The following is a 13,522-nucleotide window of genomic DNA, read 5'->3' as shown; positions in this document are numbered from 1 at the left end:
GAGCTAGCATGGAATTCGCTTTTTATACCACAGGTTTGATTGCGATATTGGCGACACTGCGCGTCATTACGCATACCAACCCTGTGCATGCGTTGTTATATATGGTCACCTCGCTTATGGCGATTGCGGGCGTCTTTTTCTCGCTCGGGGCTAATTTTGCCGGTGCGCTGAGTATCATCGTCTATGCGGGCGCCATCATGGTGCTGTTTGTGTTCGTCGTCATGATGCTCAACCTCGGTAATTCCGTAGAAGAACAAGAACGGAATTGGCTGAAACCCAGCGTCTGGATTGGCCCAAGCATTTTGTCACTGGCGTTACTGGTGATTGTGGTTAACGCCATCCTTAGCCTGAAAGAGCAGGGCATCACTGGCACGCCTGTTGAGGCGAAAGCCGTGGGTATCAGCCTGTTTGGTCCTTATGTTCTGGCGGTTGAATTAGCGTCAATGCTACTGCTGGCGGGATTGGTTGTCGCTTTCCACATTGGTCGTGAAGATAAACGTGGTGATGTTGTTAATAAAGAAAGCGCGAACCAGGATGTTGAGAAAAAAATAACGGGGGAACGTGCATGATTCCGTTACAACATGGATTGATTTTAGCCGCTATCTTGTTTGTTTTGGGGCTGACTGGTCTGTTGATTCGTCGTAACTTGCTGTTTATGTTGATTAGTTTGGAAATCATGATCAACGCTGCCGCGCTGGCTTTTGTTGTCGCAGGCAGTTACTGGCAGCAGCCGGATGGTCAGGTGATGTACATTCTGGCGATTACGCTGGCGGCAGCTGAGGCCAGTATTGGTCTGGCACTGTTGTTGCAGATGTATCGTCGTCGTCAAACCCTGAATATTGATACAGTCAGTGAGATGCGCGGATGAACTTACTCTATTTAACAATACTCTTCCCGCTGCTCGGCTTTCTGCTGCTGGCATTTTCCCGTGGTCGCTGGTCTGAAAACACGTCCGCGACGATCGGTGTTGGCTCGATTGGTTTGGCAGCGTTAGTTACCGCTTGGGTTGTGGTTGATTTTATGGGCCAGCAGCACAGCGGCGGTGTCACCTTCTTTAATCAACATCTGTGGACGTGGATGACCGTTGGCAATTTCGACATTAGCGTAACGCTGGTGCTCGACGGCCTCTCGGTGACGATGCTATCTGTGGTGACGGGGGTCGGCTTCTTTATCCACCTGTTTGCCTCCTGGTATATGCGTGGGGAAGAGGGATATTCTCGCTTCTTCGCTTACACCAACCTGTTTATCGCAAGTATGGTTGTTCTGGTACTGGCTGATAACCTGCTGCTGATGTATCTCGGTTGGGAAGGGGTAGGGCTGTGCAGTTATCTGCTGATCGGTTTCTACTACACCAATCCGAAGAACGGTGCGGCAGCGATGAAGGCTTTTATCGTTACGCGTGTTGGTGACGTCTTTTTAGCCTTTGCTCTGTTCATCCTTTACAAAGAGCTGGGCACGCTCAACTTCCGCGAACTGATGGTTCTGGCACCGCAGAAACTGGCTGAAGGTTCACCTGAAATCACCTGGGCTACGCTGATGTTGCTGGGTGGTGCGGTGGGTAAATCAGCACAGTTGCCGTTGCAAACTTGGCTGGCAGATGCGATGGCTGGTCCAACGCCGGTGTCTGCATTGATCCACGCCGCAACGATGGTTACTGCGGGTGTTTACCTGATTGCGCGTACCAACGGCCTGTTCCTGATGGCGCCGGATGTGTTGCATCTGGTGGGTATTGTCGGTGCCGTAACGTTGGTGCTGGCGGGTTTTGCTGCCTTGGTTCAAACCGACATCAAGCGCGTACTGGCCTATTCTACCATGAGCCAGATTGGTTACATGTTCCTGGCGCTGGGCGTGCAGGCATGGGATGCTGCGATTTTCCACCTGATGACGCACGCATTCTTTAAAGCGCTGCTGTTCCTCTCCTCTGGTTCGGTGATTTTGGCCTGCCACCACGAGCAGAACATCTTCAAGATGGGCGGCCTGCGTAAAACAATTCCGCTGGTTTATGTCTGCTTCCTGGTCGGGGGCGCGGCGCTAGCTGCATTACCGCTGGTTACCGCAGGCTTCTTCAGTAAAGACGAAATTCTGGCTGGCGCATGGGCAAATGGTCACATCAATCTGATGGTGGCTGGATTGGCCGGAGCCTTCATGACCTCGCTGTATACGTTCCGTATGATTTTCATCGTGTTCCACGGTGAAGAGAAAACCAAGGCGCATGCAGGAAAAGGCATTTCGCACCACTTACCGCTGGTTGTGCTGATGGTTCTGTCCACCTTTATTGGTGCGATGATTGTTCCTCCGTTGCATGGTGTATTGCCGGCAACGACAGCGCTTGAACATGGCCAGTTGCTGACATTGGAAATTACCTCTGGCGTGGTGGCGATTGCCGGTATTCTGCTTGCCGCTGTGCTGTGGCTGGGTAAACGTCAGGCGGTGAATAGCATTGCGAACAGTGCGCCAGGCCGTTTCTTCTCAACCTGGTGGTTCCATGCATGGGGCTTCGACTGGTTGTACGACCATGTCTTTGTTAAACCGTATCTGGCTATCGCGAAGCTGTTGCAGCGTGATCCGTTAAATGCACTGATGACCCTGCCTGCCCTCATCACCCGTTGGGGTAATCGTGGGTTGGCGCTCAGTGCGAATGGTCAGTTGCGCTGGTATGTTGCCTCTATGGGCTTTGGTGCCGTGCTGGTGCTGGGCTTGTTACTGCTGGTGTAAGGCAGTATCCGGTAACGTATGAAAGGCAGGGCATTCCCTATAAAGGAATGCCTGCCACGGCAAGTTTTCAGATTTCTTTAATTTAGGGACACAAAACGCCATGCTACTACCTTGGCTAATTCTTCTCCCCTTTATCGGCGGTCTGCTGTGTTGGCAGTTAGAGCGTTTTGGTACGAAAGTACCGCGCTGGATAGCGTTGATTGCAATGGGGCTGACACTCGCACTGTCTTTACAACTGTGGTTGCAAGGCGGTTATTCACTCGTAGCACCGAAAGGCGCTCCAGACTGGCAGGTTGAATACTTTGTGCCTTGGATACCGCGCTTTGGCATCGGTATTCACCTCGCGCTGGACGGCTTGTCACTGCTGATGGTCGTGCTGACGGGGCTGCTGGGTGTGTTGGCAATCCTCTGTTCCTGGAATGAAATTCAACGCTATCAGGGGTTCTTCCACCTGAATCTGCTGTGGATTCTGGGCGGCGTGATTGGTGTGTTCCTTGCCATTGACCTGTTCCTGTTCTTCTTCTTCTGGGAAATGATGCTGGTACCGATGTATTTCCTGATTGCACTGTGGGGGCATAAAGGCTCTGACGGTAAAACCAGAATTACGGCGGCGACTAAGTTCTTCATTTATACCCAGGCAAGCGGTCTGATCATGTTGATTGCGATCCTGGCGCTGGTCTTTGTGCATCACAATGCTACTGGCGTTTGGACATTCAACTACGAAGACCTGCTGAAGACACCAATGTCATATGGCGTCGAATATCTGCTGATGCTGGGTTTCTTCATCGCTTTTGCCGTAAAAATGCCTGTCGTGCCGTTGCACGGCTGGTTGCCGGATGCGCATAGTCAGGCTCCTACCGCAGGTTCTGTTGACCTCGCGGGTATTCTGTTGAAAACCGCTGCCTATGGTCTGCTGCGTTTTAGCCTGCCGCTGTTCCCAAATGCCTCTCATGCCTTTGCTCCGATTGCTATGTGGCTGGGTGTGATTGGTATCTTCTACGGCGCGTGGCTGGCGTTTAAACAGACGGATATCAAGCGTCTGATTGCTTATACCTCTGTGTCCCACATGGGCTTCGTGATGATTGCCATCTATTCCGGTAATCAACTGGCTTATCAGGGCGCGGTGATTCAGATGATTGCGCACGGGTTGTCCGCTGCGGGTCTGTTCATTCTGTGTGGTCAACTGTACGAGCGTCTGCATACCCGTGACATGCGTGAAATGGGTGGCCTGTGGTCGCGTCTGAAGTTCTTGCCTGCACTGTCTCTGTTCTTTGCTGTGGCAACCTTGGGTATGCCGGGCACGGGTAACTTTGTCGGCGAATTCATGATTCTGTTCGGCAGCTATCAGGTTGTGCCAGTCATTACGGTGATCTCAACCTTCGGTCTGGTATTTGCATCGGTCTACTCACTGATCATGATCCAGCGTGCTTATTACGGTACGCCTAAATCTGATGAGCCATTGAAGGGTATGTCGATCCGCGAATTGTCTATCGTGCTGCTGTTGGTGGTATTACTGGTGTTGTTAGGGGTTTACCCGCAACCGATTCTGGATACCTCCAGTGCCGCGATGTCAAATATCCAGCAGTGGTTTATGTCGTCTGCTCCAGATTCAATTATTTCAACAACAAGGCCGTAATTCGCCATGACAATAACTCTTCAACAACTAATTGCGCTATCGCCGCTGTTGATCGTCGGATTGACGGTAGTGGTTGTGATGCTGTGCATTGCGTGGCGACGCAACCATTTTGTCAACGCAACCATGACGGTTATCGGCCTGAATATTGCGTTGCTGTCACTGTACTTTGTCGGTCAGGTTGGCCCAACGGACGTGACGCCGCTGCTGCGTGTTGATGGCTTCTCGATGTTTTATACCGGGCTGGTTCTGCTTGCCAGTCTGGCAACCAGCACGTTTGCCTATCCGTGGCTGCAAGGCTACCCAGACAACCGTGATGAGTTCTACCTGCTGGTTCTGATTGCTGCCTTAGGTGGGATTCTGCTGTCGAGTGCCAATCATCTGGCTTCGTTGTTCATTGGTATTGAACTGCTTTCTCTGCCGCTGTTTGGCCTGGTCGGCTATGCTTTCCGTCTGAAGCGTTCGCTGGAAGCCAGTATTAAATACATGCTGCTGTCGGCGGCGGCGTCTTCCTTCCTGCTGTTTGGTATGGCGCTGATTTATGCTGAATCGGGCGATATGAGCTTTGCCAGCCTCGGTAAGAGCCTGAGCGATCACCAAATCCATGAGCCGCTGTTGTTGGCAGGTCTGGGGATGATGATTGTTGGTCTGGGCTTCAAACTGTCTCTGGTTCCGTTCCAGCTGTGGACGCCTGATGTCTATCAGGGCGCACCTGCACCCGTGTCTACGTTTCTGGCGACGGCCGGTAAAATTGCGGTTTTCGGTGCGGTAATGCGTTTGTTCCTGTACGCACCGGTGGCTGACAGCGAATCCGTCAGAATTGTGCTGGGCATCATCGCATTCGCGTCGATCCTGTTCGGTAACGTGATGGCGGTATCGCAAACCAACATCAAACGTCTGCTCGGCTACTCTTCCATCGCGCATTTGGGCTATTTGCTGGTTGCCCTGATTGCGGTTCAGAGCCATCAACTGGCGCTGGAAACCGTAGGCGTGTATCTGGTCGGTTACCTGTTCAGCAGCCTGGGCGCGTTTGGTGTGGTTAGCCTGATGTCCAGCCCGTACCGTGGTCCGGATGCTGATTCACTGTTCTCTTACCGTGGTTTGTTCTGGCATAAACCGATCCTGTCTGCGGTGATGACGGTGATGATGCTGTCTCTGGCTGGTATCCCGATGACGTTGGGCTTCTTCGGCAAATTCTACGTGCTGGCTGTCGGCGTGAATGCTGAGCTGTGGTGGTTGACCGGTGCCGTCGTGCTGGGTAGCGCCATTGGCCTGTACTACTACCTGCGTGTGATGGTCAGTTTGTTCCTGAATGCGCCTCAACAGCTACAGCGTGATACACCAAATAATTGGGCCTTAACGGCTGGCGGTGTGGTCGTATTGATCTCCTCCATCGCGGTGCTGTTCCTTGGTTTGTACCCGCAACCGCTTATCTCTCTGGTGCAGTTGGCGCAGCCAATGATGTAACCACTGACAAGAGTCTGCTTGAGTCATGAAACGCCGTTGATGAGAATCAACGGCGTTTTTTTATGGTGAGCTTCCTGCTCGCTACCCTTCGGGCCGTCGCAAGCGACGTTGAAAAACGCTCCCTGCGTTTTTTTATGGAAGCAAAATGCGTTTTAGGAATGATCTGGTCTGCTGAAGCCGTAGAAGTCAGGAAAAATTGTCTATAGTTAAGAAGACAACGATTTATAACTCATGGTTTTTCATAACCAATGACTTCTCATAACAGAAGGAAGCACTCTATGGCGGCAACCAAAAAACAGCCTGAAGAAATTCGTGTCGATGATGATTTAAAACTTCTGTCCGAGACGTTAGATGAGGTGCTGCGCTATACGGGCGATCAGGCAGACCAAGCCTATCTTGATTTGAAGAAGGGGGCGGAAAAAGCACTACTCGAAGTTAAAGCCCGTATCGGCGTGACTGACAGCTATTATGCACGTGCAAAGCAGGTGGCCGACAAAGCCGATGTTTATGTACATGACAAACCGTGGCACGGTATTGGTATTGGTGCCACCGTCGGTCTGGTATTGGGATTGCTGCTGGCTAAGCGCTAATTTTTTCCACACTGAGTTGGAATGTCCCTGAGAACGAAAACTCGCTGAGAACATCGCTCTGTCATCCCTTGCGACAATGCCGATTGATATCAGTGTAAACGGCCGAATAGCTCATGTTAGATCATTGACAATGTAGCGGGATGACCCGCTACATCTCACCTGATAGTTGATACCCTCTAAACCTTTCCCTCTTTTTCCTGCATTCCTTGTACCCAATATATGGCCTCAAATGGGCGTAGTACCAGAATGGCGGGCTGGGGCTGTGCATCAGAATAATTGCTGAATAACAGTCGCCAGCGGTGGTCATGGGTATCCGTTGGTGGCTGCCAGCGCTGCGGTTGTTTAGTGAGATTTGCCAAAACCAGAAGTCGTTGTCCTTCCCAGATACGTTGATAGCACCAGACAGTGGGATGGTCAGGCAGCAAATCCTGGTAGTCTCCATGCGTCAGCAGCGGAAGTGCTTTACGCATAGCGATAAGCTGCTGGTAGGTATAGAAGACGGACGCTTTATCCGAGAGCGCCTGATCTGCGTTGATGTCGGGGAAATTTGTGCATGGCGTTATCCACGGCGTACCGGTCGTGAATCCAGCATGCTTGCTGTCATTCCATTGCATTGGCGTACGACCGTTATCGCGCGATTTGCTGGCGAGGATCGCTAATATGTGGTCATCTGCCTGACCGCGGTCGCGCTGTTCGGCAAATTGATTCAGGCTTTCAATATCGCGATATTGTTCAATTTGCGTATAGCCGGGATTCGTCATGCCCAGTTCTTCGCCCTGATAGATATAGGGCGTGCCTTGCATACCGTGAAGCAGCATTGCCAGCATCTTGGCGGATTGCACACGGAATTCACCTTCATCACCAAAACGCGACACAATACGAGGCTGGTCGTGATTACACCAGAACAAGGCGTTCCAGGCGTGGTTGTGCATACCCTGTTGCCAGTGATTAAAAATCTGCTTGAGCTGAATAAAATCAGGTTCCGCCAGCGCCCATTTTTCCCCATTCGGATAATCAACTTTCAGATGATGAAAATTGAACGTCATGGAGAGTTCGCTGCCGTCCAGTGCCGCGTAGCGGCGACAGTGATCTAATGAGGTCGATGACATTTCACCGACGGTCATCAAACCACGGGGCTGAAAAACATCCTGACTGAATTCCTGCAAGTACTCATGAATCAGGGGACCATCGGTATAGAAACGGCGTCCATCGCCCTGTGCATCTGATGGTAAATCCTGCAGTTTGGAAACCAGATTGATCACATCCAGTCGCAGCCCATCCACGCCCTTATCCGCCCAAAATTCACAGACCTGTTTTAGTTCATCCCGCACACGCGGATGCTCCCAATTCAGGTCAGCTTGCTCGGTGGCGAACAGGTGCAGATAGTACTGCTTGCTTTCCGCATGCCACTGCCAGGCTGAACCGCCAAATTTTGAACGCCAGTTATTGGGCAGTGTGCCGTCATTCCCATCACGCCAGATATAAAAATGGCGATAGGGGCTACGGCGATCCTGAGCATTCTGGAACCAGTGGTGTTGCGTAGATGTATGATTGAACACCATATCCATAACGATATAGATACGGCGTCGATGTGCTTCGGCGATTAACGTTTCTATATCGGCCATGGTGCCGTAGGTTGGATCGATGGCGCAGTAGTCGGCGACGTCATAGCCGTTATCAACCTGAGGAGAGAGGTAAACTGGAGTCAGCCAGATCGCATCGACGCCCAATTGTTGCAGGTAATCGAGTCGGGAAGTGATGCCAGCGATATCGCCAGTGCCATTTCCGGTACTGTCCTGAAAGCTCTTCGGGTAGATTTGATAAATTACGCCGTTTTGCCACCAGGGGAGTGACGTACTCATGAAAAATCCTCCTGTAGCGCTATAGCCACGGCTCAACAGACGTGGCTGAATAGATATTGGGACGGTTATACGGGTTCTAGCGTGCCATTGCGGATTTTCCGCTTATAGACCAGCGATGTCAGCATAATTGGAATGACGGCAGCAACCAGCATGGCGATGGCGAAGATCCCCCAAAACTGCGGCTTGATGGAGAGAATGCCCGGCAGTCCTCCCACGCCGATACCATTTGCGGTTACGCCGTACAGGCCGCAAATAAGTGCGGCGGCAGCGGAGCCTGCCATGGCGCATAGCATTGGAAAGCGGTATTTCAGGTTAATCCCGTACATGGCCGGTTCGGTCACGCCAAGAAAGGCTGAGATTGCCGCAGGGACAGAAATCTCACGTTCGTTTGCTTTCCGGCTAACGAGTATTATCCCAACGACGGCCGAAGCCTGCGCAATATTGGACAGCGCAATGAGTGGCCAGACAGGTGTGCCGCCCATACTCTGAATCATCTGCATATCAATCGCCAGCGTGGTTTGGTGCACGCCTGTGATGACCAGCGGTGCATACAGAAATCCAAATAGCGCAGCACCAACGGGGGCAAAGCTGCCTGTCATGACTGCTTTAACGGCCCAGGCGACGCCATCGCCAATCATGCGACCAAACGGACCAATCAACGTGTGTGCCAGGAAAACAGCCAGAATGAGCGACGTTACGGGCACGACCACCAGATAGAGGTAATCCGGTACGATTTTTTTCAGCCGTGTTTCGATCAGCGCTAACGCCATCCCGGCTAATACGGAAGGGATAACCTGTGCCTGATAACCTATCTTCTCAATCGTGAACCAGCCAAAATTCCACACCTCCGGCGTTTGTTGGCCGATGAGGTAGGCATTCATCAACTGCGGCGACACCAGCGTGATACCCAGTACAATACCGAGGATGGGCGTGCCACCCATTTTACGCACGGTTGACCAGCAGACGGCGACAGGAAGATAGAAGAAGATGGCTTCGCCCAATAACCAGAGGAAATCATAGACGGTTTGCCAGGTTGGGTAGAGCTGTACCAGCGTTTGCCCGTCTCGCATCGGGATATCGCCGATAACGTTACGCGCCCCGAGGATCAAACCTCCGCTGATGAGTGCGGGGAGCAGCGGGAAAAAGATCTCGGCAAAATGTGAAATACTGCGTTCAAACCAGCTCATATTCTGGCGGGCAGCGACTTTGGCTTCTTCCTTATTGATTTCACCTTTGCCCGTGGTGGCGAGCAGCGCCTTATAATACTCGTCTACATCAGTGCCGATCACGACCTGAAATTGTCCGGCATTCGTGAAGCAGCCTTTCACCATTCGCATTTCTTCAATGTTTTTGGGATGCGCTTTGGAAGCATCGTGCAAGACAAAACGGAGGCGAGTGATGCAGTGTGTAACCGCTGCGATGTTCTCACGCCCGCCGACTAGCTCGATCAGACGGTCAATATCCTGTTGTTTCACTTTACTCATAGCCATGTCCTTATATCTTTTAGCGCAGACGTCGGGGACGCAAAGCAAGTACAGCTACAGAAAAGCATAGTCTGTTAATGGTGATTTTGCCGTGAGAGAGAAATGCATTGGGCTGTTTTTAAAAGAGAATGTTCAGGCATGCGGCGTGCTGCACAAATCTGTGCTGTGCGGGTAGACAAAAAAGAAAGGAAGATAAACAAGAATAGGGGCGCAAGAAAAACAAAAGCCGCCTGGTAGAGGCGGCTTTAGAGATTGTTTACATCACAATCAGAACGGGCTGATGATTGACCCAATACGTTCACAGTAGCTGACATAAACATCTCCCACTCTTTTGAAGAATTTGCTGATTTTACGAAACATAGTCATTTTCAGACTCCTCTAACGGGTTAATTAAGTGTGATGTTCATCACGTTTTTAATGGTAGCGGAGATGAAATTGGATTTCAACATTTTTGTGATATTAGTCACAAAAATATAACGACTTGGCAAATGGAATGTTCCGGGCGTGAAAAGAACCTGATGCGCGCCCGATAGAGCAGCGAATCAGGTGAGGGAATACACTACGAGGCAGTGTCAGGCGGAATAGTGATAAATATTGTGATCGAACCACTGCTCACTAATCTTCTCGGCCTTTTTTTCCATGTGATGAAAACGGAAACCAAGCCGTTGGGCGACAGCATTGCTACGTGTGTTGGCAGTTGATGCTTTGATGATACAGCGCTCAATGAGGCTGGCATCGACATAGGCTGCTATCAGTGTACTGACGGCCTGAGAAACGATGCCTTTACCTTCGAATTCTTCTGCGATCCAATACCCGATGATGCCTTCTTTATTCTTAATCGCATTGAAAGAGACGATGCCCGCTAGCATGTCGTCCCAACGGATGACATACACGGCTGCCGTTTTGGCGAAGAATTCCTTTCTGTTGCCGCGAATGGTTTCACGCGTGTCATCGACGGTCTTGACAGAATCCGGCCAGGGCAACGTCCGCCGCAGACGCGATTTTTCCTGTTGGATCAGGGTAAAGATCGCATCGGCATCGCTCTCTTCCTGTATTGTTAAGCGTAGGTGGGGCTGATGGCTTAATTGATACAATTTATCTGTAAATAACGTATCTGCCAGTGGTGCTTCCATAAAACTTCTCCCTTCTAATACTGTAACGTCCCGTCAACGATTGTGACGCTGTGTCCGCCGATCCATGGTTCATCGTTCAGGTAAGTCACGGTAATGCGGCCATCGCAGTGCAGCATCGTGCCCTGTCGAGCCAGATAGCTGAGTGGTGCGGTGACGTTATTGGTAGAGTGCTGCTGGCGAAGCAGCGCTGCCAGACAGGCATTGGCACTGCCGGTAACCGGATCTTCTTTAAGATGGCCGCATTCAATGTAGAATGTGCGAACTTCATAATCGGCAGGCGTTGCGTTATCGTGCGGGCCATAGATGGCGATGCCGTTGGTCTGGCTGAGATTTTGCACGGCGGAGAGCGCGTCTGCATCCGGTATGATGTTCAGACAGGTGTCAGCGCTATCGACCCGAACCACGAGCCAGCGAATGCCCATATATACGGCGGCAGGCGGATAGCACTTATCGATGTGAGCACTACCAAGACCGGTTATGCCGAGCGCTTTTTCCAGCAGCGGCGTGTGTTCATCGTCAAACGGCACAATGGTAGCCTGCGGTGCGTGAAACGCCAGACTCTTGTCATCACCGATATTGATTGGGACTAGGCCAACGCCGCACTGTTGCACTAACTGGCCCGGAGATTTGGGGCGCAATCCTTCTTCCAGCAGGGCATGTGCCGTGCCTAGCGTGGGGTGTCCGGCAAAGGGCATTTCCGCTTCTGGCGTAAAAATACGAACATGATAATCCGCCAGAGGATCGGTAGCAGGCAGGACAAACGTGGTTTCTGACAGGTTTGTCCAACGCGCGATATCCTGCATTTGCGCATCGGTTAACCCATTCGCTTCCATAATGACGGCAAGCGGATTGCCCTTGAAAGGCTGCTGGGTGAAAACATCGACCTGTTTGAAACGACGTACTGTAGGCATCGCATTTCTCTCCTGTATGCGCTATCGATTAAATATTACTCAAAACTAACCGCGATCCTGACGCGCGCTTGTGGCATAATGCGCGCCAAATCACATTCCGACTCGAGTATAAGTGCTGTGTTAAGTACCAACAATATCACCATGCAGTTCGGCAGCAAGCCGTTGTTTGAAAACATTTCCGTTAAATTTGGCGGCGGCAACCGTTACGGTTTGATTGGCGCAAATGGCTGCGGTAAATCTACATTTATGAAGATTCTCGGCGGCGATCTGGTGCCGAGCGGCGGTAACGTCTTCCTCGATCCTAATGAACGTCTGGGTAAACTGCGTCAGGATCAGTTCGCGTTTGAAAAATACAGCGTACTGGATACTGTTATTATGGGCCACGGCGAGCTGTGGGCGGTAAAAGAAGAGCGCGATCGCATCTACTCATTGGCTGAAATGAGCGAAGCCGACGGCTATAAAGTCGCCGATCTGGAAGTGCAATACGGTGAGATGGATGGTTACAGCGCAGAGTCACGCGCGGGTGAACTGTTGCTGGGTGTGGGAATTCCTGTTGAGCAGCACTATGGCTTGATGAGTGAGATTGCTCCCGGTTGGAAACTGCGTGTCCTGTTGGCGCAGGCGCTGTTTGCCGATCCCGATATCCTGCTGCTCGACGAACCGACCAACAACCTGGATATCGATACTATCCGCTGGTTGGAGCAGGTGCTGAACGAGCGTAACAGCACCATGATCATCATCTCGCATGACCGTCACTTCCTGAACATGGTTTGTACGCACATGGCGGACCTGGACTACGGCGAACTGCGTATTTATCCTGGCAACTACGACGAATACATGACGGCCGCGACGCAGGCTCGTGAGCGTTTGCTGGCCGATAACGCCAAGAAGAAAGCGCAAATTTCCGAACTGCAATCGTTCGTTAGCCGCTTTAGCGCCAACGCCTCTAAATCCAAGCAGGCGACATCGCGTGCACGCCAGATCGATAAAATCCAGTTGGATGAAGTGAAAGCGTCCAGCCGTCAAAACCCGTTTATCCGTTTCGATCAGGATAAGAAACTGTTCCGTAATGCGCTGGAAGTCGAAGCGCTGAGCAAAGGTTTTGATAATGGCCCACTGTTCAGCAAGCTGGGACTGATGGTCGAAGTGGGTGAGAAAGTCGCTATTCTGGGTGCCAACGGTATCGGTAAATCGACATTGCTGAAAACGCTGGTCGGTGATTTTGAACCAGATAGCGGTACGGTGAAATGGTCTGAAAACTCAAAAATTGGCTACTACGCGCAGGATCACGAATACGAATTCGATGACACACTGACCGTTTTTGACTGGATGAGCCAGTGGAAACAGGAAAAAGACGACGAGCAAGCCGTGCGCAGCATACTCGGCCGTTTACTGTTCAGCCAGGATGATATCAAGAAGAAAGTGAAGGTGTTATCCGGTGGTGAAAAAGGCCGCATGCTGTTCGGTAAACTGATGATGCAGCGTCCAAATATTTTGGTGATGGATGAACCGACCAACCACCTTGATATGGAATCCATTGAATCGCTGAATATGGCGCTGGAAATGTATGAAGGAACGCTGCTGTTCGTCTCTCATGACCGTGAATTTGTCAGCTCGTTGGCGACCAGGATTCTGGAAATTACGCCAAATAAAGTGATCGATTTCACCGGCAACTATGAAGATTATCTGCGCAGTCAGGGTATTCAGTAAGTGTGTGATACGGCCTC

11 protein-coding genes are annotated in these 13,522 nt (G+C 51.3%); 7 read left to right on the top strand and 4 right to left on the bottom strand.

The window, feature by feature from the left end:
• Window positions 1-8: 8 nt before the first annotated feature.
• From nuoJ to elaB, 6 genes are all read left to right on the top strand, one after another.
• Entirely contained in the window at window positions 9-569 is a 561-nt protein-coding gene (gene nuoJ / locus A6301_RS14700) for an NADH-quinone oxidoreductase subunit J (RefSeq protein WP_101781442.1), read from the top strand.
• Window positions 566-868 (top strand): NADH-quinone oxidoreductase subunit NuoK, encoded by a 303-nt coding sequence (nuoK, locus tag A6301_RS14695; protein ID WP_005969835.1) that lies wholly within the window; start codon window positions 566-568, stop codon window positions 866-868. Before nuoJ ends, nuoK begins: the two co-directional genes overlap by 4 nt.
• Complete coding sequence (gene nuoL, locus A6301_RS14690; protein ID WP_234258122.1) at window positions 865-2,715, top strand: NADH-quinone oxidoreductase subunit L; 1,851 nt, start codon at window positions 865-867, stop codon at window positions 2,713-2,715. The genes nuoK and nuoL overlap by 4 nt, the downstream gene beginning before the upstream one ends.
• 100 nt (window positions 2,716-2,815) lie before the next feature.
• Window positions 2,816-4,351, top strand: a complete 1,536-nt coding sequence (nuoM, locus tag A6301_RS14685; RefSeq protein WP_205543008.1) for an NADH-quinone oxidoreductase subunit M — start codon at window positions 2,816-2,818, stop codon at window positions 4,349-4,351.
• A 6-nt stretch (window positions 4,352-4,357) separates the two neighbouring features.
• On the top strand, window positions 4,358-5,815 hold the full coding sequence (nuoN, locus tag A6301_RS14680) for an NADH-quinone oxidoreductase subunit NuoN (protein WP_205543007.1): 1,458 nt from the start codon (window positions 4,358-4,360) through the stop codon (window positions 5,813-5,815).
• 278 nt (window positions 5,816-6,093) lie between these two features.
• Window positions 6,094-6,405 (top strand): stress response protein ElaB, encoded by a 312-nt coding sequence (gene elaB, locus A6301_RS14675; RefSeq protein WP_010295366.1) that lies wholly within the window; start codon window positions 6,094-6,096, stop codon window positions 6,403-6,405.
• A gap of 176 nt (window positions 6,406-6,581) precedes the next feature.
• Here the strand turns inward: elaB and treC are convergent, their stop codons facing one another.
• From treC to A6301_RS14655, 4 genes are all read right to left on the bottom strand, one after another.
• The gene (gene treC, locus A6301_RS14670; RefSeq protein WP_234258121.1) at window positions 6,582-8,267 is read right to left on the bottom strand and encodes an alpha,alpha-phosphotrehalase; all 1,686 of its coding nucleotides are present in this window, start codon (window positions 8,265-8,267) and stop codon (window positions 6,582-6,584) included.
• A 65-nt stretch (window positions 8,268-8,332) separates the two neighbouring features.
• A complete protein-coding gene (treB, locus tag A6301_RS14665; protein ID WP_107170530.1) occupies window positions 8,333-9,751 on the bottom strand; it encodes a PTS trehalose transporter subunit IIBC in 1,419 nt (472 codons plus the stop codon).
• A gap of 572 nt (window positions 9,752-10,323) precedes the next feature.
• Entirely contained in the window at window positions 10,324-10,884 is a 561-nt protein-coding gene (locus A6301_RS14660; RefSeq protein ID WP_234258120.1) for a GNAT family N-acetyltransferase, read from the bottom strand.
• A 14-nt stretch (window positions 10,885-10,898) separates the two neighbouring features.
• Entirely contained in the window at window positions 10,899-11,795 is an 897-nt protein-coding gene (locus A6301_RS14655; RefSeq protein WP_234258119.1) for a PhzF family phenazine biosynthesis protein, read from the bottom strand.
• Between the two features lie 117 nt (window positions 11,796-11,912).
• On the opposite strand from A6301_RS14655, the gene A6301_RS14650 reads away from it, so the two are divergent.
• The gene (locus tag A6301_RS14650) at window positions 11,913-13,505 is read left to right on the top strand and encodes an ABC-F family ATPase (protein ID WP_107170550.1); all 1,593 of its coding nucleotides are present in this window, start codon (window positions 11,913-11,915) and stop codon (window positions 13,503-13,505) included.
• Window positions 13,506-13,522: the final 17 nt, after the last annotated feature.

It is taken from the genome of Pectobacterium sp. IFB5596 (assembly GCF_021432585.1).
Classification (GTDB): Bacteria; Pseudomonadota; Gammaproteobacteria; order Enterobacterales; family Enterobacteriaceae; genus Pectobacterium; species Pectobacterium punjabense.
The sequence above is the reverse complement of the archived record's forward strand: the minus strand, read 5'-3'. Positions and strand labels throughout refer to the sequence as shown.